The organism is Microbacterium sp. MYb62 (assembly GCF_002979475.1).
Lineage (GTDB): Bacteria > Actinomycetota > Actinomycetes > Actinomycetales > Microbacteriaceae > Microbacterium.
Genome location: NZ_PCOY01000001.1, coordinates 73,035 through 99,440, shown reverse-complemented (window position 1 = coordinate 99,440; position 26,406 = coordinate 73,035). Strand labels below are relative to the sequence as shown.

At 67.4% G+C, this 26,406-nt stretch carries 26 protein-coding genes and 2 tRNA genes; 13 read left to right on the top strand and 15 right to left on the bottom strand.

Annotated elements, in window-relative coordinates; translation table 11 throughout:
* Window positions 1-2 precede the first annotated feature (2 nt).
* Together CQ042_RS00505 and CQ042_RS00500 are read right to left on the bottom strand one after the other, a co-directional pair.
* Complete coding sequence (locus tag CQ042_RS00505) at window positions 3-1,859, bottom strand: DEAD/DEAH box helicase (protein WP_374954450.1); 1,857 nt, start codon at window positions 1,857-1,859, stop codon at window positions 3-5.
* A 47-nt stretch (window positions 1,860-1,906) separates the two neighbouring features.
* Entirely contained in the window at window positions 1,907-3,607 is a 1,701-nt protein-coding gene (locus CQ042_RS00500) for a long-chain-fatty-acid--CoA ligase (RefSeq protein WP_105668285.1), read from the bottom strand.
* Window positions 3,608-3,674: 67 nt separating this feature from the next.
* On the opposite strand from CQ042_RS00500, the gene gatC reads away from it, so the two are divergent.
* Genes gatC through CQ042_RS00470 form a run of 6 tightly spaced genes read left to right on the top strand, consistent with a single transcriptional unit; the run spans window position 3,675 to window position 9,226 of the window.
* The gene (gene gatC, locus CQ042_RS00495) at window positions 3,675-3,974 is read left to right on the top strand and encodes an Asp-tRNA(Asn)/Glu-tRNA(Gln) amidotransferase subunit GatC (protein ID WP_029259178.1); all 300 of its coding nucleotides are present in this window, start codon (window positions 3,675-3,677) and stop codon (window positions 3,972-3,974) included.
* Complete coding sequence (gene gatA / locus CQ042_RS00490) at window positions 3,971-5,488, top strand: Asp-tRNA(Asn)/Glu-tRNA(Gln) amidotransferase subunit GatA (protein WP_105668284.1); 1,518 nt, start codon at window positions 3,971-3,973, stop codon at window positions 5,486-5,488. The genes gatC and gatA overlap by 4 nt, the downstream gene beginning before the upstream one ends.
* Window positions 5,488-7,002 carry an Asp-tRNA(Asn)/Glu-tRNA(Gln) amidotransferase subunit GatB gene (gatB, locus tag CQ042_RS00485; protein WP_105668283.1) on the top strand — a complete coding sequence of 505 codons (1,515 nt, stop codon included), beginning with the start codon at window positions 5,488-5,490 and terminating at the stop codon, window positions 7,000-7,002. The genes gatA and gatB overlap by 1 nt, the downstream gene beginning before the upstream one ends.
* Before the next feature lie 47 nt (window positions 7,003-7,049).
* On the top strand, window positions 7,050-8,306 hold the full coding sequence (dinB, locus tag CQ042_RS00480; protein ID WP_105668282.1) for a DNA polymerase IV: 1,257 nt from the start codon (window positions 7,050-7,052) through the stop codon (window positions 8,304-8,306).
* A gap of 37 nt (window positions 8,307-8,343) precedes the next feature.
* The gene (locus CQ042_RS00475; protein WP_031206169.1) at window positions 8,344-8,661 is read left to right on the top strand and encodes a hypothetical protein; all 318 of its coding nucleotides are present in this window, start codon (window positions 8,344-8,346) and stop codon (window positions 8,659-8,661) included.
* On the top strand, window positions 8,645-9,226 hold the full coding sequence (locus CQ042_RS00470) for a hypothetical protein (RefSeq protein ID WP_105668281.1): 582 nt from the start codon (window positions 8,645-8,647) through the stop codon (window positions 9,224-9,226). The genes CQ042_RS00475 and CQ042_RS00470 overlap by 17 nt, the downstream gene beginning before the upstream one ends.
* On the opposite strand, the gene CQ042_RS00465 is transcribed toward CQ042_RS00470, so the two are convergent.
* The 6 genes from CQ042_RS00465 to orn form a co-directional block, all read right to left on the bottom strand.
* Window positions 9,223-9,723 carry a DUF2017 family protein gene (locus CQ042_RS00465; protein WP_181157386.1) on the bottom strand — a complete coding sequence of 167 codons (501 nt, stop codon included), beginning with the start codon at window positions 9,721-9,723 and terminating at the stop codon, window positions 9,223-9,225. The genes CQ042_RS00470 and CQ042_RS00465 overlap by 4 nt on opposite strands.
* A complete protein-coding gene (gene clpS / locus CQ042_RS00460; protein ID WP_181157385.1) occupies window positions 9,720-10,016 on the bottom strand; it encodes an ATP-dependent Clp protease adapter ClpS in 297 nt (98 codons plus the stop codon). Before clpS ends, CQ042_RS00465 begins: the two co-directional genes overlap by 4 nt.
* Complete coding sequence (locus tag CQ042_RS00455; protein WP_105668280.1) at window positions 10,013-10,360, bottom strand: metallopeptidase family protein; 348 nt, start codon at window positions 10,358-10,360, stop codon at window positions 10,013-10,015. Before CQ042_RS00455 ends, clpS begins: the two co-directional genes overlap by 4 nt.
* A 28-nt stretch (window positions 10,361-10,388) precedes the next feature.
* Window positions 10,389-11,018, bottom strand: coding sequence for a LysE family translocator (locus CQ042_RS00450; RefSeq protein ID WP_105668279.1), 630 nt, complete (start codon window positions 11,016-11,018; stop codon window positions 10,389-10,391).
* Window positions 11,019-11,109: 91 nt separating this feature from the next.
* A tRNA-His gene (locus tag CQ042_RS00445) sits at window positions 11,110-11,182 on the bottom strand.
* A 36-nt stretch (window positions 11,183-11,218) separates the two neighbouring features.
* Window positions 11,219-11,845: an oligoribonuclease gene (orn, locus tag CQ042_RS00440; RefSeq protein WP_105668278.1), complete on the bottom strand. Its 627-nt coding sequence runs from the start codon at window positions 11,843-11,845 to the stop codon at window positions 11,219-11,221.
* Window positions 11,846-11,932: 87 nt separating this feature from the next.
* On the opposite strand from orn, the gene CQ042_RS00435 reads away from it, so the two are divergent.
* Window positions 11,933-12,005: transfer RNA gene (locus CQ042_RS00435), tRNA-Arg, on the top strand.
* A gap of 91 nt (window positions 12,006-12,096) precedes the next feature.
* Here CQ042_RS00435 and CQ042_RS00430 read toward each other — a convergent pair.
* Window positions 12,097-12,366, bottom strand: a complete 270-nt coding sequence (locus CQ042_RS00430; protein WP_105668277.1) for a hypothetical protein — start codon at window positions 12,364-12,366, stop codon at window positions 12,097-12,099.
* 208 nt (window positions 12,367-12,574) lie between these two features.
* Between CQ042_RS00430 and CQ042_RS00425 the strand changes: the two genes are divergently transcribed.
* From CQ042_RS00425 to CQ042_RS00410, 4 genes are all read left to right on the top strand, one after another.
* The gene (locus CQ042_RS00425) at window positions 12,575-13,108 is read left to right on the top strand and encodes a single-stranded DNA-binding protein (protein WP_258131877.1); all 534 of its coding nucleotides are present in this window, start codon (window positions 12,575-12,577) and stop codon (window positions 13,106-13,108) included.
* Between the two features lie 75 nt (window positions 13,109-13,183).
* Window positions 13,184-13,681 (top strand): DUF6993 domain-containing protein, encoded by a 498-nt coding sequence (locus CQ042_RS00420; protein WP_105668276.1) that lies wholly within the window; start codon window positions 13,184-13,186, stop codon window positions 13,679-13,681.
* Window positions 13,682-13,744: 63 nt separating this feature from the next.
* Window positions 13,745-15,424 carry an energy-dependent translational throttle protein EttA gene (ettA, locus tag CQ042_RS00415; RefSeq protein ID WP_105668275.1) on the top strand — a complete coding sequence of 560 codons (1,680 nt, stop codon included), beginning with the start codon at window positions 13,745-13,747 and terminating at the stop codon, window positions 15,422-15,424.
* A 7-nt stretch (window positions 15,425-15,431) separates the two neighbouring features.
* Window positions 15,432-15,917, top strand: a complete 486-nt coding sequence (locus CQ042_RS00410) for a thioesterase family protein (RefSeq protein WP_105668274.1) — start codon at window positions 15,432-15,434, stop codon at window positions 15,915-15,917.
* Window positions 15,918-15,968: 51 nt separating this feature from the next.
* Here the strand turns inward: CQ042_RS00410 and CQ042_RS00405 are convergent, their stop codons facing one another.
* On the bottom strand, window positions 15,969-16,859 hold the full coding sequence (locus CQ042_RS00405; protein WP_105668273.1) for an acyl-CoA thioesterase II: 891 nt from the start codon (window positions 16,857-16,859) through the stop codon (window positions 15,969-15,971).
* Between the two features lie 50 nt (window positions 16,860-16,909).
* Here CQ042_RS00405 and CQ042_RS00400 point away from each other — a divergent pair, with 50 nt between their 5' ends.
* On the top strand, window positions 16,910-17,575 hold the full coding sequence (locus tag CQ042_RS00400) for a hypothetical protein (protein ID WP_105668272.1): 666 nt from the start codon (window positions 16,910-16,912) through the stop codon (window positions 17,573-17,575).
* Here CQ042_RS00400 and CQ042_RS00395 read toward each other — a convergent pair.
* The 5 genes from CQ042_RS00395 to pepN all read right to left on the bottom strand — a co-directional run bounded on the left by CQ042_RS00395 (window position 17,572) and on the right by pepN (window position 25,019).
* A complete protein-coding gene (locus tag CQ042_RS00395) occupies window positions 17,572-19,077 on the bottom strand; it encodes a serine hydrolase (RefSeq protein ID WP_105668271.1) in 1,506 nt (501 codons plus the stop codon). The genes CQ042_RS00400 and CQ042_RS00395 overlap by 4 nt on opposite strands.
* Window positions 19,078-19,147: 70 nt before the next feature.
* Complete coding sequence (locus tag CQ042_RS00390) at window positions 19,148-20,815, bottom strand: FAD-binding dehydrogenase (RefSeq protein ID WP_105668270.1); 1,668 nt, start codon at window positions 20,813-20,815, stop codon at window positions 19,148-19,150.
* Complete coding sequence (locus tag CQ042_RS00385) at window positions 20,812-21,261, bottom strand: globin (RefSeq protein ID WP_105668269.1); 450 nt, start codon at window positions 21,259-21,261, stop codon at window positions 20,812-20,814. The genes CQ042_RS00390 and CQ042_RS00385 overlap by 4 nt, the downstream gene beginning before the upstream one ends.
* A complete protein-coding gene (locus CQ042_RS00380; protein WP_105668268.1) occupies window positions 21,258-22,331 on the bottom strand; it encodes a mechanosensitive ion channel family protein in 1,074 nt (357 codons plus the stop codon). Before CQ042_RS00380 ends, CQ042_RS00385 begins: the two co-directional genes overlap by 4 nt.
* Before the next feature lie 135 nt (window positions 22,332-22,466).
* A complete protein-coding gene (gene pepN, locus CQ042_RS00375; RefSeq protein WP_105668267.1) occupies window positions 22,467-25,019 on the bottom strand; it encodes an aminopeptidase N in 2,553 nt (850 codons plus the stop codon).
* A 180-nt stretch (window positions 25,020-25,199) separates the two neighbouring features.
* On the opposite strand from pepN, the gene CQ042_RS00370 reads away from it, so the two are divergent.
* Window positions 25,200-26,384, top strand: coding sequence for a ferrochelatase (locus tag CQ042_RS00370; RefSeq protein WP_105668266.1), 1,185 nt, complete (start codon window positions 25,200-25,202; stop codon window positions 26,382-26,384).
* Window positions 26,385-26,406 lie beyond the last annotated feature (22 nt).

Sequence of the window (26,406 nt, the reverse complement as noted above, 5' to 3'; positions counted from 1 at the left end):
CGTCAGCTCTTGTGGCGCGGCTTCCGGAACGGCTTCTCGTCGCGGCTGTCGCGCGCCGGACGCTCGTCGCGGTCACGGCGTTCGAACCGATCGTTGCGCGCACCCGAGTCGCGGCCGCCCTCGCGAGGACCACTGCGACGTGCACCGGCGGGGCCGCGGTCGGGCTTGATCTCGATCAGTCGACCGGAGATGCGCGTATCGCGCAGCTTCTCGAGAACCGCGGGGTCGAGATTCGCGGGCAGCTCGACGACCGAGAAGTCGGGACGGATGTTGATCGCGCCGAAGTCGTCGCGACCGAGGCCGCCCTCATTCGCGAGCGCGCCGACGATCTGGCGGGGCTCGACCCGGTGGCGGCGGCCGACCTCGATGCGGTACGCCGCGTAGTCGCCGCGGCCGCGGCGCTCCGTGCGGGGCTCGCGCGGCTCCCGAGAATCGCGGCCGGCGCGTTCACGCGGCGGGCGGTTGTCGGCTTCGACCGCTTTGGTCAGTGGATCGTTCGCCGGGTCCAGCAGCAGCGGCTTGTCGCCCTGTGCGACGACGGCGAGAGCCGCGGCGACGTCTCCCTCCGGCACGTCGTGGTGACGGACGTAGTGCGCGACGATGTCACGGAACGCCTCGATGCGACCGGTCTCCGACAGCGCGGTCGTGATCGCGTCGTCGAAGCGGTTCAGACGCGTGGTGTTCACGTCCTCGGTGCTGGGCAGCTGCATCTGGGTGGGCTGCTGGCGCGTCGCCTTCTCGATGTGCTTGAGCAGGTAGCGCTCACGCGGGGTGATGAAGCTGATCGCATCTCCCGAGCGTCCGGCACGTCCGGTGCGGCCGATGCGGTGCACGTACGACTCGGTGTCGGTGGGGATGTCGAAGTTGACGACATGGCTGATGCGCTCGACGTCGAGCCCGCGGGCCGCCACGTCGGTCGCGACGAGGATGTCGAGTTTGCCGTCCTTGAGCTGGTTGACGCTGCGCTCGCGCTGCACCTGCGGCACGTCGCCGTTGATCGCGGCGGCGGAGTAGCCGCGTGCGCGCAGCTTCTCGGCCAGGGTCTCGGTCTCGTTCTTGGTGCGGACGAACACGATCATGCCGTCGAAGTTCTCGACCTCGAGGATGCGGGTGAGCGCGTCGACCTTCTGCGCGTACGACACCACGAGGTAGCGCTGGGTGATGTTCGTTCCGGTGGCGGTCTTCGACTTGATGCTGATCTCTTCCGGGTCGCGCAGGTACTTCTGCGCGAGGCGGCGGATCTGCGGCGGCATCGTCGCGGAGAACAGGGCGACCTGCTTCTCCTCGGGCGTCTGCGCGAGGATCTGCTCCACGTCCTCCGCGAAGCCCATCTTCAGCATCTCGTCGGCCTCGTCGAGCACGAGGTACTGCAGCTGCGACAGGTCGAGCGTGCCCTTCGCGAGGTGGTCCATGATGCGACCCGGCGTACCGACGATCACATGGACGCCGCGGCGCAGAGCCGACAGCTGCACGCCGTAGCCCTGTCCACCGTAGACGGGGAGGACGTGCACGCCCTTCATCTTCGAGGCGTACGACTCGAAGGCCTCGCACACCTGGAGCGCGAGCTCACGGGTCGGGGCGAGCACGAGCGCTTGCGGGGTCTTCTGCGAGACGTCGAGGCGCTCGAGCACGGGGAGTGCGAATGCCGCGGTCTTGCCGGTACCGGTCTGCGCCATGCCGACGACATCGCGGCCGGCGAGAAGCGTGGGAATGGTGGCCGCCTGGATGGGCGACGGGGTCTCGTAGCCGAGGTCCTTGATGGCTTTGAGGACGGGCCCGGTGATGCCGAGCTCCTCGAATCCGGGGGTCGCGGGGGAGTCCTCGGGGGCGTCGGTCAGCACTGCATCTTCAGGGGTCACTTCCCAAGGGTAGCGCGCGTCGGCGCTCGGCGCCTGTGAGGGCGTCCTCAGGCGCCGGTCGTCAGGGAGACCAGCTTCGCCTTCACCTGACGCCGGAGCACCTTGCCGATGAGGGATTTGGGGAGCTCGTCGACCACGAACACGCGACGTGGAACCTTGTAGGGAGTCAGGATGCTGCGGGCGAACTCGCGGATCGCCTCGACGTCGACATCGGTTCCGGGATCGACGACGATGGCTGCGACGACCTCCTCGCCCGAGTGGTCGCTCGGCAGACCGACGACCGCCGCATCCGCGACGTTCGGGTGCTGACGCAGTGCGTTCTCCACCTCGGTGGGGGCGACGTTGAAGCCGCCCGTGATGATGAGCTCCTTGATGCGATCGACGATGCGCACGAATCCTGCATCGTCGATCGTGACGATGTCGCCCGTGCGGTACCACCCGTCGACGAAGACCGCCTCGGTCTCTTCCGGCTTGCCGTAGTAGCCGGAGAAGACCTGCGGGCCGCGGACGACCAGTTCGCCGGCGGAACCCGAGGGCACGTCCTCCGTGGGATTCTCCGGATCGACCACGCGGCATTCGGTGCCGGGAAGCGGGAGCCCGACGGTGCCGGGCACGCGATTGTCTGCGACCGGGTTCGCCATGAGGACGGGCGAGCACTCGCTCAGCCCGTAGCCCTCGACGAGGTAGCCGTGCGTGGCTTCCTCGAAGGGGACGACCAGCTCGTGCGGCAGCGCCATCGCCCCGGAGATCGCGACCTCGATGCCGTCGAGCGACACGCCCTTCGCCTTCGCCGCGGCGAGCAGACGGTCGGCGATGGGCGGGACGAGCGGCAGGAACGTCGCGGGGTGCTTCTTGACGACGTCGAGCACGAGGTCGGGGTCGAACTTGGGGAAGAGCACGAGTCGCGCCCCCATCGACATCGCGAAGGTCAGGCAGAGTGTGAGTCCGTACGCGTGGAACATCGGCAGGACCGCGTACACGACGCATCCCTTGCCGCGCTGGATCGACGGCACCCAGGCCTGCGCCTGCGCGGCATTCGCCAGGAGGTTGCGGTGGGTGAGCGCCGCTCCCTTCGGTGTTCCCGTCGTTCCGGAGGTGTACTGGATGATCGCGAGATCGTCGGTTCCCGGCTTCGGGTGCGATGCCGGGAGCGGAGCCGAAACGAGCAACGAGTCCCAGGAAACGGTGCCGCGCACCTTCTCGGTGAGTGCCGCGCGGGACTCGCGCGCCTTGGCGACCGGAAGTCGCAGGGCGAAGCGGGTGAGGAACGGCATCGCGCGTGTGACATCGACGGAGATGAGGTTCGTCACGGCCAGATCGGCGGGGAACTCCTGCACGGTGGAGACGACCTTGTTCCACACGATCGCATGCTTCGCGCCATGGTCCTCGAACTGCTTGCGCAGCTCGCGGGGCGTGTAGAGCGGGTTGTGCTCGACGACGACGGCGCCGAGCCGGAGCACGGCGTAGAAGGCCACGATGTGCTGGGGGCAGTTCGGGAGCACGATGGCGACCGGGTCGCCGGCGCGGACACCGAGATCGCGCAGGCCCGCTGCCGCGCGGTCGATCGCCGCCTGCAATTCGGCATAGCTGGTCTCGCGTCCGAAGAACTGGAGGGCGGGGGCATCCGGGTAGTCCTGTGCGGAAGCGGCGACGATGTCCACGAGCGATCCGTCGACAGGAGGGAGATCTTCCGGAACTCCTGCGGCATAGCTGGCGATCCACGGGCGAGGGGGTTGGAACGTGCTCACCCGCCCAGCATAGGACGAGCTACTCGTCGGGCATGGGGCGGGGGAGCGCGCCAACTAGACTGGGGGAGTGTCTGAAATCACCCCTGAACTCGTGCGCCACCTCGGTGTACTCGCACGCATCCAGCTGAACGACGACGAGGTGTCGCGGCTCACGGGCCAGCTCGACGCGATCGTCGACAACATCGCGAAGGTGTCGGAGGTCGCGACGGCCGATGTCGTCGCGACGAGCCACCCCATCCCGTTGAGCAACGTGTTCCGTCCTGACGTGGTCGGACAGACGCTCACGCATGAGCAGGTGCTTCAGAACGCCCCGGATGCCGCCGACGGCCGCTTCCGCGTCACCGCGATCCTGGGAGAAGAGCAGTGAGCGACATCATCCGGCTGGACGCGGCGGATCTCGCCGCGAAGCTCGCCTCTCGCGAGGTGTCGAGCGTCGAGGCGACTCAGGCACACCTCGATCGCATCGCGGCGGTGGACGGCGACGTCCACGCGTTCCTGCACGTCAACGACGGGGCTCTCGAGGCCGCAGCGGCCATCGATGCCCGTCGTGCCTCCGGTGAGGCCCTCGGCCCGCTCGCGGGTGTGCCGCTCGCCATCAAGGACGTCCTCGTCACGACCGACCAGCCCACGACAAGCGGCTCGCGCATCCTCGAGGGGTACCTCTCGCCCTACGACGCCACGGTCGTCGCACGGTCCCGTGCCGCCGGGTTGATCCCGCTGGGCAAGACGAACATGGACGAGTTCGCGATGGGCTCGTCGACCGAGCACTCGGCCTACGGCCCCACGCGCAACCCCTGGGATCTCGATCGCATCCCCGGTGGCTCCGGTGGTGGCTCGGCCGCCGCGGTCGCCGCCTTCGAAGCACCGCTCGCCCTCGGCTCCGACACGGGGGGCTCGATCCGTCAGCCCGCCCACGTGACCGGAACGGTCGGCGTCAAACCGACGTACGGCGGGGTGAGCCGCTACGGCGCGATCGCCCTCGCCTCCAGCCTCGACCAGGTCGGCCCGGTCTCCCGGACCGTGCTCGACTCCGGATTGCTGCATGATGCGATCGGCGGGCATGACCCGAAGGACTCGACCTCGCTGCGCGACGCGTGGCCGTCGTTCGCCGAGGCGGCTCGTGAGGGTGCGCGCGGAGACGTGCTCAAGGGACTCAAGGTCGGTGTGATCCGTGAGCTGCCTGACAGCGGCTTCCAGCCCGGTGTCGCCGCCTCCTTCCGCAGCGCACTGGCGCTCATGGAGGCGCAGGGGGCCGAGATCGTGGAGATCGGTGCTCCGCACTTCGAGTACGGCGTCGCCGCGTACTACCTGATCCTTCCCGCCGAGGCGTCGAGCAACCTGGCGAAGTTCGACTCGGTGCGCTTCGGTCTGCGGGTGACGCCTGACGGCAACCCGACCGTCGAGGACGTCATGTCCGCGACCCGCGAGGCCGGCTTCGGCGACGAGGTCAAGCGCCGCATCATCCTCGGCACGTATGCGCTGTCGGCCGGATACTACGACGCCTACTACGGCAGCGCGCAGAAGGTTCGCACCCTCATCCAGCAGGACTTCGCGAACGCCTTCGCCGAGGTCGACGTCATCGCGACGCCGTCCGCACCCACCACGGCGTTCAAGCTCGGCGAGAAGATCGACGATCCGCTGCAGATGTACCTCAACGACATCACCACGATCCCGGTGAACCTCGCCGGTGTTCCCGGCATCTCCATCCCCAGCGGTCTGGCGGATGACGACGGCCTCCCCGTCGGCATCCAGTTCATCGCCCCCGCACGGGAGGACGCACGTCTCTACAAGGTCGGCGCTGCGCTCGAGACGCTGCTCGTCGACTCGTGGGGTGCGCCACTGCTCACCCGCGCACCGCAGCTCGCAGGAGCGAACCGCTGATGGCCGCCGCCAAGCTCATGGACTTCGACAAGGCGCTCGAGCTGTTCGAGCCGGTCCTCGGATTCGAGGTGCACGTCGAGCTCAACACCCACACGAAGATGTTCTCCGACGCGCCGAACCCGGCCAACGAGGCCTATCACGCCGCGGAGCCGAACACTCTCATCGCTCCGGTCGACCTCGGCCTTCCCGGATCGCTGCCTGTCGTGAACGAGACCGCGATCCGCTCGTCGATCAGCCTGGGCCTCGCTCTCGGCTGCTCGATCGCGGAGTCGAGCCGGTTCGCCAGGAAGAACTACTTCTACCCGGACCTGGGCAAGAACTACCAGATCTCGCAGTACGACGAGCCGATCGCGTACGAGGGATCGGTCGAAGTCGAACTCGAAGACGGCACGCTCATCACGATCCCGATCGAGCGCGCGCACATGGAGGAGGACGCCGGCAAGCTCACCCACATGGGCGGGGCGACCGGACGCATCCAGGGCGCAGAGTACTCGCTGGTCGACTACAACCGTGCGGGTGTGCCGCTGGTCGAGATCGTGACGAACATCATCTACGGCACCGAACACCGTGCACCGGAGGTCGCCAAGGCCTACGTGCAGGCGATCCGTGACATCGTCCGCGGTCTGGGTATCTCCGAGGCCCGGCTGGAACGCGGAAACCTGCGCTGCGATGCGAACGTCTCGCTGCGTCCGCGTGGCAGCGAGAAGCTGGGCACCCGCACCGAGACGAAGAACGTCAACTCGATGCGCTCGGTCGAGCGTGCGGTCAAGTACGAGATCCAGCGGCAGGCGCAGATCCTCGCCGACGGGGGAACGATCACGCAGGAGACGCGCCACTGGCACGAGGACACCGGTACCACGTCGCCCGGACGCCCGAAGTCGGATGCCGACGACTACCGCTATTTCCCCGAACCCGATCTGCTGCCGGTGGACCCGGCCGCCGCGCTGATCGAGGAGCTGCGTGCGGCTCTTCCGGAGCAGCCGGTCGCCCGCCGACGCCGCCTGATGACGGAGTGGGGCTTCACCGACCTGGAGTTCCAGGACGTGCGCAACGGCGGTCTGCTCGAGGTCGTCGAGGCGACGATCGCGGCCGGCGCGACTCCGGCCACCGCGCGCAAGTGGTGGACCGGCGAGATCACCCGCATCGCGAACACCCAGGAGAAGGATGCGACGGAGCTGATCAGCCCGGACAACGTCGCCGCCCTGCAGCTGCTCGTCGACGCGGGAACGCTCACCGACAAGCTCGCGCGCCAGGTGCTCGAAGGCGTCATCGCCGGTGAGGGCACCCCGCAGGAGGTCGTCGACGCCCGCGGCCTCGCGGTCGTGTCCGACGACGGTGCGCTGATCGCCGCGATCGACGAGGCCCTCGCCGCGCAGCCCGACGTGATGGCCAAGATCAAGGACGGCAAGGTGCAGGCCGCCGGTGCCGTGATCGGTGCGGTCATGAAGGCGATGAAGGGCCAGGCCGACGCCGCCCGCGTCCGTGAACTCATCCTCGAGCGCGCTGCCCAGTAGCGTGCGGCCCCGGGCCTCGTGTCGGAGGCCCGGGGGAGAATGGTCGTATGGGACACGGTGACGGCAGGGGGCGCATCGTCTCCGCCGCCGATGCCGACGACACCGGCACGCGCATCCTGCACGTCGACATGGATGCGTTCTATGCGGCGGTCGAGGTGCTCGACGACCCCTCCCTCCGTGGCCTCCCGCTGATCATCGGGGCACCGGACGGCCGATCCGTCGTCTCGAGTGCCTCGTACGAGGCTCGCCGCTACGGCGTACGTGCGGCGATGCCGGTCTCGCAGGCGCTTCGGCTGTGCCCTTCCGCCCGCATCGTCCTCCCGCACTTCCACCGCTACCAAGAGGTGTCTCGGCAGGTCATGGCCATCTTCGAGTCGTTCACCCCGCTGGTGGAACCCCTGTCGGTCGACGAAGCGTTCCTCGATGTGCAGGGTGTGCGGCGACTGTGGGGGAGCCCGGCGCGTATCGCGGAGCTGATCCGCGAGCGTGTGCTCGACGAGGTCGGCATCACGTGCAGCGTCGGCGTCGCGGCGACGAAGCACGTCGCGAAGATGGCATCGACGTTCGCCAAGCCCGATGGGATGCTCGTGGTCGCGGGGAAGGACACGCTCGATTTCCTCGCGCCCCGGTCGGTCCGCGCCATGTGGGGCGTGGGGCCGAAGGCCGCGGAGGCGCTGGAGGCCCGCGGCATCCGCACGGTGCAGGATGTGCGCGACGCTCCGCGCGAGATGCTCGAGCGCGCGGTCGGCCCCGCCCTCAGCGGCCGTCTCTCGCAGCTCGCACTCGGGGAGGACGCCCGAGTGGTCGACACCGCCCGCGTGGAGAAGAGCATCGGGCATGAGGAGACCTTCGACCAGGACATCCTTGACCGCCCGTTCCTCCGCGCCGAGCTTCTCCGGCTAGCCGACCGTGTCGCCGCCCGGCTCCGACGTGCGGAGTGGGAGACCTCGACCGTTGCCATCAAGATCCGCTTCGATGACTTCCGCACCTTGAACCGGTCGCAGACTCTGAGTGAGCCCACGGCCGTCGGGCAGCGCATCGGCGAAGCCGCCCAGGCGCTGTTCGAGCAGATCGATCGGCGTGATCCCGTGAGATTGGTCGGTGTGCGTGCCGAGAATCTGCGGCCGGCTGGGGGCGCGGGACTCGCTCTCTGGGACGACGACGAAGACTGGCGCAAAGTCGAGGGGGCGGTCGATGAGGCGGTGGCGCGGTTCGGATCTGCGACGATCAGCCGTGCGCGACACATCGGCCGGGGAGACGGGCGGGGCGCCGCGCCGCATCCGAAGGCGCACGGCCTGGATTGATCCCACGCGCGTGCGCTTCCTCGGCTAGCGTGGGGGTATGCCGAACATTGCACTGGAACTCGGAAAGCAAGCTGCGTCCTTCGGCGTGAAGAGCGCGTACGGAGAGCCGCAGGACGTCGACGGAGTGAGCATCACCCCCGTCGCGTTCACCTACTCAGGATTCGGTGGCGGCAGCGGAGACGGTGCCGAGGGCGGGGGCGGCGGAGGCGTGTCGGTCCCGGTCGGCGTCTACGTGCGTCGCGAGGAGGGCCTGCGGTTCGAGCCGAACATCGTCACGCTGCTCGTCGTCGCTGTGCCTTTCGTCTGGGTTGCCGGACGCGCTCTCACCCGTATCATCCGTGCCCTCAAGAAGTGACGATCCCGTCGCGGCGGCGCTGGAGCGCGCTGCGGCCCTGATCGAGCAGGACATCCGTGCCCTGGCGGCAGCGAATCCTGTGGTGCTGATCGACGGCTGCAGCGGCGCGGGTAAGTCTTCGCTCGCCGCTCTGCTGGTCCGGCGCTGGCCGGTGCTCGGACACGTGCAGTTGGTCGCGCTCGACTCTCTCTACCCGGGCTGGGACGGACTCGACAGTGGGGCGGAGCGTGCGCTTGACTGGATTCTCCGACCTCACGGCCGCGGATTCCTCGGCACCTGGCGGCGGTGGGACTGGGACGTCGACGCTGAAGCGGAGAGCCATGCCGTCGATCCTGCGCTCGGCGTGATCGTTGAGGGCAGCGGCATCCTGCGGCCATCGACCGCGGGTCTCGCCGACGTCCGCATCTGGGTCGAGTCTGCCGAGGAATCACGCAAGGCGCGGGCCCTGGCACGTGACGGCGAGACCTACCGTCCGCACTGGGACCGGTGGGCTACGCAGGAGCGTCGCCATGTCGAACGTGACGATCCCCGGGCCCTTGCGACCCGAATCGTCGAGGTTCCCTAGAGCTCCCGATCGGCGTCTGCCTCGTCGGCCGCTTGGATGAGCAGTTCGAGGCGGTAGCCGAGCCAGTCGTAGACGTCGTGCCGCCCATCGGTGCTGCTCTGCTCGTCTGACGTGATCCCGAGTCGTGTGGCGACGACGAGGCGAATGGCGGTCAACGTCCGGAGCCACGCATCGACGTCGTCCGCGGCGATGAGGACGTCTCGGGTGTCGAGCGCCTCGTGCTCGAGCGGCTCGCCGCGGCCGGCGACGGCGCTGAGCGCTTCGCGCATCCTGCGGGCGTCGGCGAGTCGACGGTCGAGGAGATCACCGCGCGTGCTCGCAGCGAAGTCGGTGGCGGAATCCGGGTCGTCCGGATAGGGGCTCGGCGTCAATCGTTCGATCGCCGGGTCCCCGGAGTCCCGCGACGTGTCGATGAGTTCGAGGAAATCATCCACGAGTTGCGCGAGGTGGAATCCCTCGATCATCGTGATCGGGGCGACGATCGGGTCCGAGGTCACAGGGGAGCCTTCCTCACGGTCGCCCAGAGTCCGAAGTCGTGCATCGCCTGGGCGTGGACCTCCATGGTCTCGCGCGGTCCGGTGGCGACGATCGCGTGCCCCTCATGATGGACCGCGAGCATCAGTGCCGTGGCATGGTCGACGGAGTATCCGAAATACGTGCGGAAGACGCGGACCACGTAGCTCATGAGGTTGACGGGATCGTTCCAGACCACGACTTGCCACGGTTCGAGTGGCGCGGCGTGGAGGTCGGTCACCTCGTCGAGATCCGGGACGGCGATCGGGGTGCTCATGCCCAGCCCATCTCGTGCAGCTGCTCGTCGTCGATGCCGTAGAAGTGCGCGATCTCGTGGACGAGCGTCGTGTGGATCTCGTCCCGGAGCTCTTCGGCCGTGTCGCACTGCGCCAGATGCGGCTCACGGTAGACGACGATCCGGTCGGGGAGCTCGCCCATCCCGTACTGCGTCCGCTCCGTGAGGGCCAAGCCGTCGTAGAGTCCGAGCAGATCGAGGCTTCCGTCTTCCGGGCGGTCCTCCACGACGAACACGACGTTCTCCAACCCTTCGACCATGTCGTCGGGAAGCTGGTCGAGCTCGTCGATCACGAGCTCCTCGAAGGCGGCGGCATCCATGTCCATCGTGTCCAGCCTAGAGGCGAAGAAGCCGTCAGTGCAGGAGAACGAGGATGGCGGCGACGACGATGAACAAGGCGCCGAAGACCGTGTTGAGCACTCGCTGTCCGCGTGTGGTCCGGGTGAGCCGTCGGAAGGGGCGGGCGGCCGCGGCGAAGAATCCCCACATCACGAGCACATCCACGACGACCACGGTGGCGATGAGAGCGAAGTACTGGGGGATCGGCGGTTGATCGAGACGGATGAACTGCGGGATGAACGCCAAGAAGAACACGATCGCCTTGGGGTTCAGGAGGTTGACCCAGAACCCTCGTCGGATCATCGACCAGTGGCTCTCGCGGGAGTCGATCGGATCCGGAGCATCGTCGACGACGACCGACGGCTTCGTCAGGATCAGGCGGATCCCGAGGAACACGAGGTACGCGGCGCCGGCATAGCGGATGCCGTTGAACAGGATCTCCGATCGTGAGACGAGGAGCCCCACGCCTGCCGCGACGATGGCCACGTGGACGATCAGGGCGATCTGCTGGCCGATGATGCCCCAGATCGAGCGTCGCCATCCCTGATTCATGGCGTTCGACATCGTGTTGATCGCGCCGGCCCCTGGCGTGAAGCTGATCACGACGGACGCGGTCAGCAACGAGAACCAGACCGCGAGTGACACTCCGCAAGTCTAGAGCGTGGCGCGGGCGACGCCGTTCGGCGCAAGAACGCGAAGAAGGCCCGAACCATGCGATTCGGGCCTTCTTCAAGAGGGTGAGTAACGGGACTCGAACCCGCGACATCCGGCACCACAAGCCAGCGCTCTACCAGCTGAGCTATACCCACCATGTGCCCACCGGAGCGGGCAACCATACGAGTCTATTACATGTTCGGAGTGAACTCGGACACCGTGCGGGCGGCGATCTCCCGTGCCTCGTCACTGGACGGTCCCGGTTCGTCGACGAAGACCGCTTCGCGGTAGTACCGGAGCTCTCGGATCGACTCCAGGATGTCGGCGAGCGCACGGTGGCCGCCATCCTTGGAAGGAGCCTGGAAGAACACTCGCGGGTACCAGCGACGCGAGAGTTCCTTGATGCTCGAGACATCGACGTTCCGGTAGTGCAACCACTGATCAACCTGCGGCATGTACTTCGCGAGGAACATCCGATCCGTACCGATCGTGTTGCCGGCCAGCGGGGCCTTGCGCTCCAGGGGCACGAAGCGCTTGATGTATGCGAGGGTCTGCGACTCGGCTTCTTCCAGGGAGATGCCGCCGGCGATCTCCTCGATGAGGCCGGATGTCTCGTGCATCTTGGTGACGAAGTCGTTCATGTGCTCGAGGGCGGTCTCACTGGCGCGAATCACCACCTGGAAACCGGGATCGATGGGGTTGAGCTCGAAGTCGGTGATGACGACGGCGATCTCGACGAGCTCGTCGACTGCCAGGTCGAGCCCCGTCATCTCGCAGTCGATCCATACGAGACGATCATTCTCGGACGCAGATACCATGTCGCCATACTATCGACGGGCTCGACATCGCCCACCGGAGAGTGCTTCGTTAATCGCCCGCGGGACCGCGATACGCTAGAAGGGTGCGCCTCCGTAGCTCAGGGGATAGAGCAGGAGCCTTCTAATCTCTTGGTCGCAGGTTCGAATCCTGCCGGGGGCACCCCACGGGATCGGCCTCGGTCGGGAGACGATCGCCTTCTCCGAGGCGGCCTCTTCTCATCGAACACCCATCGTCGCCGGAAGCCTTCTCGTCAGGAGTAACGGAGGACGGCGACGGCATCATCCGCCCGCCAGAACTCTCCGACGATCCGGAAGACACCGGTCGCGAGATGCAGCCGCTCTGCGCGATACCGGAGTCCGAGCGGGTCGGCGACGATGCGCAGGTGGCCCAGGACATGCTCTCGCTGATCCTGGACCCGCCAGAGGTGATCCGCCGCGCGGACCAGGTGCTCTCGCGAAGACGAGAGTCGAGGCGTCGCGTACGGGACTTCGGGCAGTGAGGTGATCAGGTTGTCGGTCATCGGTGCTCCTTTCGTGATTCGAAGATATGACCGACCTCCGACATTCCGTCCCGCACGTTCCTCGCCTGCTGATCGGGGCTTTCTCTCTGCACCGAAGTCGTCTGAACGGTACTTTCCACGGGCTGCGTGTTCTCGCAGTTGCGGCAGCTTCGTCGCCGTTCATCCTGGAGGAACCCGGAAGAGATCCGGCCACCGAAAGGACGAGCACATGATCGACACCTTGACCATCGTGGGGAGAGTCGCCACCGATCCGACGCAGGGACAGACCGGGGGAGGTGTCCCGGTCACGAACTTCCGCCTGGCCAGTACTCATCGACGCTTCGATGCGGTGACCCAATCGTGGACGGACTCGGGAACCAACTGGTTCTCGGTCGCCGCGTTCCGTCAGCTCGGCGAGAACGCGAAAGCGTCGTTGCGCACAGGCGACAGCGTGATCGTCACCGGGCGACTCAAGATCCGTAGCTGGGAGAGCAACGGCAAACAGGGGACGAGCGTCGACATCGAGGCGGATGCGATCGGTCACGATCTGCGATGGGGGACCACGGCCTATCGGCCGCAGATGCGCGCCTCCACAGGAGGCACGGACGCGCGTTCCCGCTCCGTCGGCGAGCCCACTTCCGAGTCGGAGTCGGAGTCGGAGGTGGACTCGGGCTATCCCGATACAGAATCCGGGCCTTCCGAACTCGCTTCGCTCGACGTGTCGTGGGCTGATCCGGGTGCAGAGGCCACGGCGATGAGCTGATGCGTCGCTGCGCGATCCGCTCGGCACCGCGAGTGTGCACACGGGACGAGAGAGGAGTCGACGTAGACTCGGCACGTGCTTCGTCGATCGGTCTTCTCGCCGGCGCGTGCAGCCGGTGTCCTCGGGGCCACGGCCACCGTCGCCCTCCTGCTGTCCGGCTGCGCGCCGACTCCCGCTCCTTCCCCTTCGGTGTCTGTCTCCGCTTCCCCTGATGCGGAATCGACCGAGCCCGCTGCCCCTGTGCTGCAGCCGGATGGCACCGCCGAAGAGAACCTGCCTGTGTTCACGGCGGCCGCTGAAGGCGTCTGGGCGACAGACCAACGAGGGTCCGGGCGGGCGTACGTCGATGCTCTGATCGGTGCAGGGTTCGATCGTGGCGCGATGCAGGTGACACAGGATCAGACGACCGTCGGCAATCCCGCCGAGAGCCTGCAGTTCTCGGTCCGGTGGGGGGCCGACGAATGCCTCGTCGGCCAGGTCGGTCCCTCGACCGGCCAGGTCGTGACCACGGTGATGCCGCAGCTCGCCGAGGGGCGCTGCCTCGTCGGCACCACACGCCCGATCGACTGGTGACACGCCAGGGGGCCGGTAGGCTGGAGTGTCGATCTTCGACGCCAACAGAAGGAGCGGTTTTCGGTGGCTGAGTACATCTACTCGATGGTTCGTGCGCGCAAGGCAGTGGGCGAGAAGCTCATCCTCGACGACGTGACCATGGCGTTCCTCCCCGGTGCCAAGATCGGCATGGTCGGTCCCAACGGTGCCGGAAAGTCGACGATCCTCAAGATCATGGCGGGTCTCGACACCCCCTCCAACGGCGAGGCGAAGCTCTCCCCGGGGTACACGGTCGGCATCCTGATGCAGGAGCCGGAGCTCGACGAGTCGAAGACGGTGATCGAGAACATCCAGGACGGCATCGCGATCAAGCCGAAGGTCGACCGTTTCAACGAGATCTCCCTCCTGATGGCCGAGCCCGACGCGGACTTCGACGCCCTGCTCGCCGAGATGGGCACCCTGCAGGAAGAGATCGACGCAGCCGACGGCTGGGACCTCGACTCGCAGCTCGACCAGGCGATGGACGCTCTGCGGACGCCCCCGGCCGACGCCGCGATCGCGCCGCTCTCCGGTGGTGAGAAGCGTCGCGTCGCGCTCGCGAAACTGCTCCTGCAGAAGCCTGACCTCCTGCTCCTCGACGAGCCCACCAACCACCTCGACGCCGAGAGCGTGCTCTGGCTCGAGCAGCACCTGCAGGCGTACAAGGGTGCCGTGATCGCGATCACCCACGACCGGTACTTCCTCGACCACGTCGCGGAGTGGATCGCTGAAGTCGACCGCGGTCGTCTCATCGGCTACGAGGGCAACTACTCGACCTACCTGGAGAAGAAGGGCGAACGCCTCGAGGTCCAGGGCAAGAAGGACGCCAAGCTGGCCAAGCGCCTCAAAGAGGAGCTCGAGTGGGTCCGCTCGAGCGCGAAGGGCCGCCAGACCAAGTCGAAGGCGCGTCTCGCTCGCTACGAGGAGATGGCTTCGGAAGCGGAGCGGACCAGGAAGCTGGACTTCGACGAGATCCAGATCCCCGCGGGGCCGCGCCTGGGTGGCATCGTCATCGATGCCAAGAAGCTGCAGAAGGGCTTCGATGGTCGCGTGCTGATCGATGACCTCAGCTTCAGCCTCCCGCCGAACGGCATCGTCGGCGTGATCGGCCCGAACGGTGTGGGTAAGACCACGCTCTTCAAGACGATCGTCGGCCTCGAGCCGCTCGACGGCGGCGACCTGAAGATCGGCGAGACGGTCAAGATCAGCTACGTCGACCAGTCGCGCTCCAACATCGACCCCAACAAGACGCTGTGGGAGGTCGTGTCCGATGGGCTCGACTACATCACGGTCGGCAAGACCGAGATCCCCTCGCGCGCCTACGTCTCGAAGTTCGGCTTCAAGGGTCCGGACCAGCAGAAGAAGGCCGGAGTGCTCTCGGGTGGTGAGCGCAACCGTCTCAACCTCGCGCTGACGCTCAAAGAAGGTGGCAACCTGCTGCTCCTCGACGAGCCCACCAACGACCTCGACGTCGAAACCCTGAGCTCGCTCGAGAACGCCCTGCTCGAGTTCCCCGGCTGTGCTGTCGTCATCACTCACGACCGGTGGTTCCTGGACCGCATCGCGACGCACATCCTCGCCTACGAGGGCACCGACGAGAAGCCCGGCCAGTGGTACTGGTTCGAGGGCAACTTCGAAGCCTACGAGGAGAACAAGATTGAGCGTCTCGGACCGGATGCCGCGAAGCCGCACCGTTCGACGCACCGCAAGCTCACGCGCGACTGAGGCGACGATGTCCGCTTCGCCGGGGCCCCGCCTGCACATCCCGATCCACCTCCGCTGGGGGGATCTGGATGCGTTCAATCACGTCAACAACACCTCGATGCTGAAACTGCTCGAGGAGGCCCGTGTCAGGGCGTTCTGGCGTGCCGGCCCCGGTGAGGAGGCACCCTCGACGGCAGTGCTCGATTCGGGCATCGACGAGGGAATCCTCACCCTGATCGCGCGTCAGGAGATCGAGTACCTGGCGCCCGTGCCCTATCAGCGTCATCCGCTCGAAGTGCAGATGTGGTTCGGCAAGCTCGGCGGATCCAGCGTCGAGGTCTGCTACGAGGTGCACAACGACCCCGCTGCGCAACCGCGCCAGATCTACGCGCGGTCGACGGCGATCATCGTGCTCGTCGACGCGAAGACGGGGCGCCCGACCCGCCTGACGCAGGAGATGCGTGACGTGTGGGAGCCGTATGTCGGGCCCTCGATCGAGTACACCCACCGCTGAGAAGACCCTCTTCCGGCGCGCTGACCGGTCTGTGGGCGCTCGGCGTCGCGCTCAGGACTCCGCTTCGGGGACCCGGATCATGATCTCCTGAGCGACGCTCGCCACCAGGGCACCATCGCGCGTGTAGATGCGTCCTGTCGCGAGACCTCGGCCACCGCGTGCGTTCGGAGACTCCTGCACGTACAGGAGCCACTCGTCCACGCGCGCGGGGCGGTGCCACCACATCGCATGGTCGAGGCTCGCGACCTTGAGGCCGGGAAGCGCCCAGTACACACCGTGCGCGCGCAGGATCGACTCCTGGATGGTCATGTCGCTGAGGTAGGCGAGTGCTGCGCGGTGCAGTCGCTGGTCGTCGGGGAGCGGCGCGCGCAGACGCATCCACACGGCTTGACGGGGTGTGCGCGCGTCATCGCTCGGCAGGTAGAGAGGCGAGTCGACATGCCGGATGTCTGCTGCGCGCTCGCTCAGCATCCTGACCGTCCCCCCAGGCAGTCCGTGCACCCGGTCTTCGTCCGGCGTGAGATCCTCCGGAGCGGGGATGCCCGCAGGCATGGGCTCCGCATGCTCGACGCCGGGATCCGCATCCTGGAACGAGGCGATCATCGAGAAGATCGGCACACCGTTCTGGTAGGCCTGAGCGCGCCGTGTCGAGAACGAGCGTCCGTCGTGGATGCGATCGACCGCGATCGTGATGCCCTGGCTCGCATCGCCCGGGCGCAGGAAATAGCCGTGCATCGAGTGCACGGCCCGATCCTCGGGCAGAGTGCGCTCCGCCGCGAGGAGAGCCTGTGCCAGGACCTGGCCTCCGTAGATCCGCCCGGTCGGCATCGGATGCGAGGAACCGGTGAAGATGTCCTCGGTGGTCCGTGCCTGCGTCGAGTCGAGATCGAGGACCTCGAGCAGCCGCTCGACGGTCTGGATGGCGTGGTCTTCCGCGCTCATGGATTCCTCTCCGCGCCTCGAGGCGCCGCTCCGTTGGTAGTTTAGAACGCGTGCCGCATCACCTTCTCCTCGCCGACCCGGACACCGCCAAGGACGTTCTCACATTCATGGGACGCGCGACCAGGATCACCGATGATGGAGTGCGTCTGCAGGCCGCGCAGGGAGTCCTCGCGCTGACGACGGCGGTCCTCGCCCCGCACGGTCTGTTCGATCAGACGCCGACGGTTCTCGCGATGCGCATCGTGCACGCCGACCCGGAACTCGAATGTGACATCGTCGTCGATCAGCTCTCCCAGACGGACGAGCCCCAGCGGCTCACCCTCCCGGATACCGGCCTCTCCCCGGCCTGGGCGGGCGTGGCACCGCCCCGCGGCGCGTGGGAGCCGGTATCGACCTTGGCGGCTTCGGTGATCGCGCAGCGTGCGCAGTGGGGAATCTCTGCCGTCGCGCGCGGGGCGGGCACCGGTTCGGGCGAGGAGGCTGTTCGCGCCCTTCGTGCCGCGATCTGGGGCGAGCCGGATGACGATCTCGACGGCCTTCCGCGGGGCGTCGCCTTCGCGGCCGATGCGATGGGCTTCATCTCGGGCGAGGAGCAGGTCGCCGTGTCCCGATCCGGCAGGTGGACGCGCTTGGCATTCCGACGCGGCCACGTCCTCGCCCGCGGCCCGGTGGCTTCGGGCCTCACGAGTGTGCGCGACACCGGATCCGCAGGCTAGTCCGCGGGGCGCGGGCTCCGCCGCAACGACGTGGGCGCCACGCGCAGAGCGACGGCTCTGCTCACCAGAGCACTGATCCCGCCGAGCACGAGCACCAGTCCGAGCACGTCGAGGAGAGGGAACAGCCACAGGTCGATGACCCAGTACTGCCAATTGATCGACCCCCCGAGCAATGCGGGTGTCAGCGGGACGAAGATGCCGGCGACGATCACGAGTGTGAGCGGGATCAGTCGGAGTCCGGTGCGCGGTCGATGGGCGGCCCGTCGACGGGCCGCCCATCGCGGTGCGCCGACGGCCGTTCCCAGGAGCAGGATCGACGCCAGGGCTGAGAGCCCGAGCAGGATGGTGTTGACGACGTTCAAAGGATTCTCGTAAGGCATCGCTCGGTTCCCGTCTGCTTCCGCGATGAGGTTCTGCACCAGTTCGCCGGGCGCGCCGACGCCGTTCGTCAGCACCACTGCGGCGGAGCCCGTATCCGGCGAGAAGGCCATGGATCCGGTGAAGGTGGCCAGCGTCCCGCCGTGTGAGACGAATCCCAGCGCGCCGCCGCCTCCGGAAGCGACGCGCTGCCAGCCGAGTCCGTACGAAGGGGTGCCCGGGTGCACGGCGTGGAGTTCGTCGAGCAGCCCACGCTTCAAGACGTCCGCGCCGATCTCGCCCTGGTTGAAGCGGAGCCATCGCACCATGTCGTCGAGCGTCGAGACCACACCTCCGTTTCCACCGCAGCGCCCCGGCATCTCCGGCATGCTGTAGGCGACGCCCAGCACCACGGAGTAGCCGGACGTGAGCTCGTCGACAGGACGGTCGCAGGCGTCCACGCTCCCCGAATCGTGCATGCCGAGCGGGGTGAAGAGGCGAGCACGCAGGAAGTCGTCGAGTGACTGCCCGGTGACCACTTCGATGATGCGAGCTGCGAGGGAGTAGTTCGTGTTGTGGTATTCGAAGCGCGCACCGGGAGCAGCCGTGAGTCCACGGTTCCTCAACTCGGCGACGACCGCGTCCGTCGTCCGCGGAGCGGGGAGGGCGAACTCGTCGTTGCCCTGCAGCGACAGGCCGGACGTGTGCGACAGCAGCTGCCGGACGGTGACGTCCTCATGTCGCCGATCCGCCATCGTGAACTCGGGGAGCAGGTCGACCGCACGGTCGTCGAGGCGCAGCGCACCATCCTGCACGAGGACCATCATCGCGGTCGCCGTCATCGACTTGCTTAGGGAGGCGATCCGGAATCGGGTGTCGGGTGTGATCGCCTCGCCGGCACCGTCGCGACCACTCACGACCAGTTCGATCTCGCCGTCGGAGATCACGGCAGCCGCGACCCCCGGGGTGGCGAACGCGTCGACATAACCTCGCACGCTGTCCTCCGGAGCCGCGGTCGCGGCCGTGGCGACAGAGGCGGAAGGACCCGCGCCGACGACGATCGCTGCCGACAACAGGCCAAGGAAGAGGATGCGCACGAGCCCACAGTAGGGATCCGCACCGAGGGACTCGACGGCCGGGAGCATCTGTTCGGGCTACCCCGAACAGGGACGAGGGATGCCCGGAACGGGGAAGCCGGGAAAGCTGGAGGAGGACTCAGACTGCTGCGGCCGCCGCTGCACGTCCTGCTGCTCGGCCGGAGAAGAGGCAGCCGCCGAGGAAGGTTCCCTCGAGCGCGCGGTACCCGTGAACGCCGCCCCCGCCGAAGCCGCTCGCCTCGCCTGCGGCGTAGAGCCCCGAAATCGCATCACCGGCCGCGTTCAGGGCGCGCCCGTCGAGATCGGTGTTGATCCCGCCGAGCGACTTCCGTGTGAGCACGTGCAGCTTGACGGCGACGAGCGGCCCGGCCGCAGGATCCTGCAGACGATGGGGCGCAGCGGTCCGGATCAGCTTGTCGCCGCGGTAGTTGCGCATCGAACGCAGCATCCCGATCTGAGCATCTTTCGTGAAGTCGTTGTCGATCTCGCGGTCGCGGGCCGTCACCTCGCGCCGGACGTTGTCGATGTCGAGGAGCTCACCGCCGGGGTGATTCTGCATCTGCTCGAGCAGCGAATCGAGGTCGTTCTCCACGATGAAGTCCTCGCCCTCGTCGAGGAACGACTGCACCGGGCCGGTCGGTCCCTTGGCGAGGCGGGACTTCAGCAGGAGGCTCACATCCTTGCCGGTGAGGTCGGGGTTCTGCTCGCTGCCGGAGAGCGCGAACTCCTTCTCGACGATCTGGCGTGACGTGACGAACCAGGAGTGGTCGTGGCCGGTCGTGCGGAGGTGCTCGAGCGTTCCGAGTGTGTCGAACCCGGGAAACAGCGGCACGGGCAGTCGCTTGCCCGTGGCATCGAGCCAGAGCGAAGACGGACCGGGCAGGATGCGGATCCCGTGGGAGGGCCACACCGGATCCCAGTTGGCGATGCCCTCGACGTAGTGCCACATCCGGTCCCCGTTGATCAGACGGGCACCTGCAGCCTCGCTCACCCCGTGCATCGACCCGTCGACGTAGGCAGGGACCCCGGTGAGCATATGCTGCGGCGGGGTGCCCAGACGGGAGGGCCATGCCGCACGCACGAGGTCATGGTTGCCGCCGATTCCTCCGGAGGAGACGACGGTGGCCTTCGCTGCGATCTCGAAATCGCCGATGACGTCTCGGGAGGAGGGGACGCCGCGCTCGGATCCGCTCGTGGCGAGGACATCGCCTCGCGCTCCGGTGACCGTGCCATCGACGACCACCAAATCCGTGACCCGGTGGCGCGGAAGGATCGTGAGCCGTCCTTCCCGCTCTCCCTGCTCGACAGCTGCCGCGAAGGGGGCGACGATGCCGGGGCCGGTGCCCCAGGTGATGTGGAAACGGGGGACCGAGTTGCCCGGGCCGATCGCCCCGTATCCGCCTCGTTCCGCCCAGCCCACGACGGGGAAGAAGCCGACGCCGCGTTCACGGAGCCACGCGCGCTTCTCGCCGGCCGCGAACTGGAGGTACGCCTCGGCCCAGCGCCGCGGCCACTCGTCTTCCGGACGATCGAATCCGGCGTTGCCGAACCAGTCCTGGGTTGCGAGCTCGAGCGAGTCCTTGATGCCGAAACGGCGCTGTTCGGGCGAGTCGATGAAGAACAGCCCGCCGAACGACCACCAGGCCTGTCCGCCGAGATTCGTGCGCGGCTCCTGATCCACCACGACGACGCGCCGCCCGGCGTCGAGCGCCTCCGCGGCGGCGACCAGGCCGGCCAACCCCCATCCGATCACCAGGACATCTGCGGACAGGGGTGTTGTCGTCATGAGTTCTCCGTTGATTCCTGACGTGAGCGGGTCTCGATCGTGGGGCGAGCACCGGGCGCGAGGCCGATCCCCGAAGGCTCGAATGTGTTCACCATGGCATAGGCCGCGCGCTCCAGGTAGTCCCACAGCGTGGTTTCGTGCAGGGGGGACAACTGCGCCTCGTCCACGGCGGTCCTCATGTGACGAAGCCAACGATCGCGAGCATCCGCATCGATGTGGAAGGGCATGTGCCGCATGCGGAGTCGAGGATGCCCGCGGGTCTCGCCATAGGTGGTCGGTCCGCCCCAGTACTGCTCCAGGAACATCCGGAGCCGGTCCTCGGCGGGCCCCAGGTCCTCCTCGGGATACATCGGCTTCATCACCGGATCGAGCGCCACCTCACGGTAGAACACGGAGACGATCTTGGTGAAGGTCTCGTGTCCGCCGATCTCGTCGTAGAACGTCACTTCTGGGGACTCCCGTCATCGGTCGGCTTCTTCCGGCGCCAGATTCCGCGATCGGGGATCACCGGAACGCCCGTCACGGCGTTCGGCCGGGTCTTAGGCGGGTTCGCACCGCGCACGCGGCGGGCGCCGTCGAGTCCCGTCGGCATGACGTCGACCATCCGGGGAACGCCGATCTCCTTCTCCAGGAGCGCGGAACGGAGGCGTCGGCGAAGCTCCTGCGCCACATCGTCCTTGGCGTTTGCGCGGGCTTTGACCACGATGCGCACCACCAGTGCATCGCCATCGATGGACTCGAGACCCCACAGCTCGGGCTTCTCGATGATGCGGGTGCGCCACTTCGGATCCTTCGCGAGGCCCTGGGCGGTCTCGAGCATGACGTGCTCGACCTGTTCGAGGTCGGAGTCAGGTGGCACGCCGATGTCGATGATGGAGCGCGCCCACCCCTGCGACATGTTGCCGATGCGGGTGACCTCGCCGTTGCGCACGTACCAGAGGGTGCCGTTGACGTCGCGTACCTGGGTGATGCGCACACTGACGTACTCGACCACACCGCTCGCGAGGCCGAGGTCGACCACATCGCCGATGCCGATCTGGTCCTCGGCGACGAGGAAGATGCCGTTGAGGACGTCTTTGACGATGTTCTGCGCGCCGAAACCGAGCCCGGCGCCGACAGCGGCCGTGAGCAGCGTCAGAGAGCCGAGGAGGCTGTTGTCGATCGCATTGACGATCAGCACGATCGCGATGACCACCAGCATCACGTTGACGATGTTCTGCAGGATCGTGCCGAGCGTACGGGTGCGTTGCACCAGCCGCATGTCGGCGAGAGGGGATCGCTCGAGCGCCTGGGTGTCGTCGACCGATGCCTTGTTCTTGGCGCTGTCGACGATGCGGTGCACGACTCGTCGGATGACGAGGCGCAGGACGAGCCCGATCGCGACGCAGCTGGCGATGATGATGGCGACCGCGAGGGCCTTCATGCCGGCCTCGCCGAGCCAGGTGAGCAGCGTCTTCACCCAGTCGGGGAGAGGCACTTCCGGGGGCGGGTCGGTGACAGAGAAGGGGAGAATCATCACCCCTGATCCTAGCGATCGGGCCTCTGTGCGGGCTGGATGTGAAGACGGAGACCATCTGCCTCCGCCGTGGCGTGTGCGCAGGGGACACGCCGGAGGCGGGGCGGATGGTCTCCGTTTCGGATGTGCTCCGGATCAGTCGTCGGCGTCGCGCGCCTGAGCAGCGAGCGCGCGCTCGACGTCCGCGAGGTTCTCCAGGACGAGTCGACGCAGCGCCGGCGCTGCATCCTGGTTGGCGGAGAGCCACGACCTGGTCGCGTCGCGGAGTGCGACGTCGGCGAGAGCCGTCGGGAAGAGCCCGACGATCAGGTACTGGGCGATCTGGTAGGTGCGCGACTCCCAGATCGGGAGGAGCATGTCGAAGTACGCGGGAACGAACTCGCCCAGCACCGCAGCGCCGGCCGGGTGGGTGAACCCGAGTGCGGCGGAGCGGACGATCGTGTTGGGGGCGTCATCGCGCTCGATGAGCGAGGTCCACGCGGCCTTCTTCGAGGCGGAATCCGGCAGGGAGGCGCGTGCCTGTGCGGCGAACTCGCCGCCCTTGGCGGTGTTGTCGGCGTTGAGCGCGGCATCGATGGTGGCGGCGTCCGTCGCACCGATCGTGGCCAGACCGACGAGGAGCTGCCAGTTCAGGTCGGCGTCGATCTCGAGGCCGGGGAGCGTGTCTTCGCCGGAGCGCAGACGCCCGACGATGCCGGCGTGCTCCGGGGTAACCAGGGCGGTGGCGAAGGCCGTCACGAACTGCAACTGGCTGTCGCTGCCCGGCTCTGCGGACTCCGCGAGGCTCCACAGGCCGTCCGCCACCTTGAGGCGTGCTGCCTCGCGATCGGCCGGCGTGACGTACAGGTTCGCGGCCGTCCGCAGCTGCGAGAGCGTGGTCCGGACCGTGGTCGACTCGGTCTCCCGGCCGATGTTGCCGAGAACGAGGTCGAGGTAGGCGGATGCCGCCGTCTCGGCGTCGCGGGTCTGGTCCCACGCAGCTCCCCAGACCAGGGAACGAGCCAGAGGATCATGGATGTCCGCCAGATGGGCGATCGCGGTGGCGAGCGACTTCTCATCGAGGCGGATCTTCGCGTAGGCGAGGTCGTTGTCGTTGAGCAGCACCAGGTCGGGACGGGCGAGGCCCTGCAGCTCCGGCACCTCCGTGCGGTCGCCGTCGACGTCGACCTCGAGGTAGTGCGTGCGCGTGAGTGAGCCGTCCGTCAGCGTGTAGAAGCCGATACCGAGGCGGTGCGGCCGGATCGTCGGGTAGTCCGCCGGCGCGGTCTGCGTGATCGCGAAACGGGAGATCGTGCCGTCGTGGCTCTCGGTGATGACGGGCTCGAGCGTGTTGACACCGGCGGTCTCGAGCCACTTCTTCGACCAGGTGCTCAGGTCGCGGCCGCTGGTCGCCTCGAGCTCCGAAAGCAGGTCGCTCAGTTCGGTGTTGCCCCAGGAGTGCTTCTGGAAGTACTGCGAGACACCGGCGAAGAAGGCCTCGATGCCGACCCAGGCGGCCAGCTGCTTCAGGACGGAGCCACCCTTGGCGTAGGTGATGCCGTCGAAGTTCACCTGCACGTCTTCGAGATCGTTGATCTCGGCGACGATCGGGTGAGTCGAGGGGAGCTGGTCCTGGCGATACGCCCAGGTCTTCTCCATGGCGTTGAACGTGGTCCAGGCTTCGGTCCATTCGGTGGCCTCGGCGGTGGCGATGGTCGACGCCCACTCGGCGAACGACTCGTTGAGCCACAGGTCGTTCCACCACTTCATGGTGACGAGGTCGCCGAACCACATGTGGGCGAGCTCGTGCAGGATCGTGACGACGCGACGCTCCTTGACGGCGTCGGTCACCTTGCTGCGGAACACGTAGGTCTCGGTGAACGTGACGGCGCCTGCGTTCTCCATCGCGCCGGCGTTGAACTCCGGAACGAAGAGCTGGTCGTACTTGGCGAACGGGTAGGGGACGCCGAACTTCGACTCGAAGTACGCGAAGCCCTCGCGGGTCTTGTCGAAGATGTAGTCGGCGTCGAGGTGCTGCCACAGGCTCTTGCGGCCGTAGACGCCCAGCGGCACGACGCGGCCCGAGGCGCTCGTCAGCTCCGAGAACGTCGACTCGTACGGGCCGGCGACGAGCGCCGTGATGTACGAGGAGATGCGCGGAGTGGGGTCGAAACCCCAGGTCGCGGTGACGTCGTCGTCGTGCACGATGGGCTCGGGCGTGGGGGAGTTGGAGACGACCTTCCACGCGGCGGGTGCGGTCACCGTGAACTGGAACGTCGCCTTGAGGTCGGGCTGCTCGAAGACCGCGAACACTCGGCGCGAATCGGGCACCTCGAACTGCGAGTACACGTAGACCTCTTCGTCGACCGGGTCGACGAAGAGGTGCAGGCCCTCGCCCGTGTTCGTGTAGAGGCAGTCGGCATCGACGACCAGCACGTTCTCGGCCTGCAGGCCGGAGAGCGAGATGCGCGAGTCGGCGAAGACGTCGTTCGGATCGAGCTGCTCGCCGTTGAGCGAGATCTCGCGCACGTCGCGTGCGATCAGGTCGATGAAGGTGACGCCCTCCGGAATCGCGGTGAAACGCACCACGCTCCGAGAGCCGAAGACCTCGGCACCCTTGGTCAGATCGAGGGCGACTTCGTAGGACTGAGTGTCGATGACGTCGCGGCGCTCCTGCGCTTCGATACGGGTGAGGTTCTCTCCAGGCACAGCTGTACTCCCAGGGGTGAGGGGATGTCACCGGGGCTGGGCGCAGTTGGCGCCGACGGCAACCCTGACAGCCTACGCCAGTGCGGCGTATGCCCCACCCGTGCAGAGGTCAGGACGACCGACGGATAGAAACGGTCGGGAGCGGACGCCTGTGCTCCGCCGAAGTGGAAGGATGGAGGGGTGACTGCGATCGAGCCGAATGTCGTTCCCTTTGCCTCGCCTGCTGCCGCCGGTGGTGCACCTTTCGTGACCACCCCGGTCGCCTACGACGCGATCCTCCTCGCCGGATTCGGCGGACCGGAGGGCCAGGAAGACGTGATCCCGTTCCTTCGGAACGTGACACGTGGACGAGGGATCCCCGACGAGCGGCTCGAGGAGGTCGCACACCACTACCGTCACTTCGGCGGTGTGAGTCCGATCAACGGACAGAACCGCGTGCTCAAGGACGCGCTGCAGAACGCCCTCGCTGAGCGGGGGATCACGCTCCCCGTCTATTGGGGCAACCGCAACTGGAGCCCCTACCTGGAAGAGGTCGTGACCGAGGCCTCGACCAACGGGCACAACACCCTGCTGGCCTTCGCGACCAGCGCGTACAGCTCCTTCTCCAGCTGCCGTCAGTACCGCGAGGACTTCGCCCGCATCCTGGAGGAGACCGGGTTGGGGGAGACCGTGACGATCGACAAGATCCGTCCGTTCTACGACCATCCCGGGTTCGTCGAGGCGTTCGAGACCGGCGTGCGCGAGGCGGTCGAGGGTTTCCTCGCCCAGGGCATCGCGGCGTCCGACATCCAGATCCTGTTCTCGACCCACAGCATCCCCACGGCTGACGCGGAGCGCTCGGGTGCTCGCGACATCGAGTGGGGAGAGGGCGGTGCGTATGCCGCGCAGCATCTCGCGGTCGCCGAGTGGACCATGGACCGCGTGCGCGAGAGCATCCCCGCAGCGGCGGACGTTTCCTGGGAACTCGTGTACCAGTCGCGTTCCGGCCCCGCCTCGCAGCCGTGGCTCGAGCCCGATGTGTGCGACGTGATCGGTGAGCTTCCCGACCGTGGTCGCAAGGCCGTCGCCGTCGTCCCGGTGGGATTCATGAGCGACCACATGGAGGTCCTGTGGGACCTCGACACCGAGGCTGCCGAAGCAGCGGAAGAGGCAGGTCTCTCCTTCACGCGCACGCCCACCCCGGGCGTGTCGCCGGCGTTCGTCGCGGGCATCGTCGATCTGATCGAGGAGCGTCTTCAGGGCCGCCCCAACGAGGAGCGCGCCCACGTCACCTCGCTTCCCGGTGGATTCGACGTCTGCCGTCCCGGGTGCTGCGAGAACATCCGCGCCGGCTTCAAGCCGGCGGCTGCGGGTGTCGCCCCGTGACCCCTCGGTGACCGGCGGGCGC

Excerpts from the sequence above, each read along its gene's own strand:
- gatB (WP_105668283.1), top strand. The coding sequence starts at position 5,488 with ATGGCCGCCGCCAAGCTCATGGACTTCGACAAGGCGCTCGAGCTGTTC.
- dinB (WP_105668282.1), top strand. The coding sequence starts at position 7,050 with ATGGGACACGGTGACGGCAGGGGGCGCATCGTCTCCGCCGCCGATGCC.
- CQ042_RS00475 (WP_031206169.1), top strand. The coding sequence starts at position 8,344 with ATGCCGAACATTGCACTGGAACTCGGAAAGCAAGCTGCGTCCTTCGGC.
- clpS (WP_181157385.1), bottom strand. The coding sequence starts at position 10,016 with ATGAGCACCCCGATCGCCGTCCCGGATCTCGACGAGGTGACCGACCTC.
- CQ042_RS00455 (WP_105668280.1), bottom strand. The coding sequence starts at position 10,360 with ATGGACATGGATGCCGCCGCCTTCGAGGAGCTCGTGATCGACGAGCTC.
- orn (WP_105668278.1), bottom strand. The coding sequence starts at position 11,845 with ATGGTATCTGCGTCCGAGAATGATCGTCTCGTATGGATCGACTGCGAG.
- CQ042_RS00430 (WP_105668277.1), bottom strand. The coding sequence starts at position 12,366 with ATGACCGACAACCTGATCACCTCACTGCCCGAAGTCCCGTACGCGACG.
- CQ042_RS00425 (WP_258131877.1), top strand. The coding sequence starts at position 12,575 with ATGATCGACACCTTGACCATCGTGGGGAGAGTCGCCACCGATCCGACG.
- CQ042_RS00410 (WP_105668274.1), top strand. The coding sequence starts at position 15,432 with ATGTCCGCTTCGCCGGGGCCCCGCCTGCACATCCCGATCCACCTCCGC.
- CQ042_RS00405 (WP_105668273.1), bottom strand. The coding sequence starts at position 16,859 with ATGAGCGCGGAAGACCACGCCATCCAGACCGTCGAGCGGCTGCTCGAG.
- CQ042_RS00395 (WP_105668271.1), bottom strand. The coding sequence starts at position 19,077 with ATGCTCCCGGCCGTCGAGTCCCTCGGTGCGGATCCCTACTGTGGGCTC.
- CQ042_RS00390 (WP_105668270.1), bottom strand. The coding sequence starts at position 20,815 with ATGACGACAACACCCCTGTCCGCAGATGTCCTGGTGATCGGATGGGGG.
- CQ042_RS00380 (WP_105668268.1), bottom strand. The coding sequence starts at position 22,331 with ATGATTCTCCCCTTCTCTGTCACCGACCCGCCCCCGGAAGTGCCTCTC.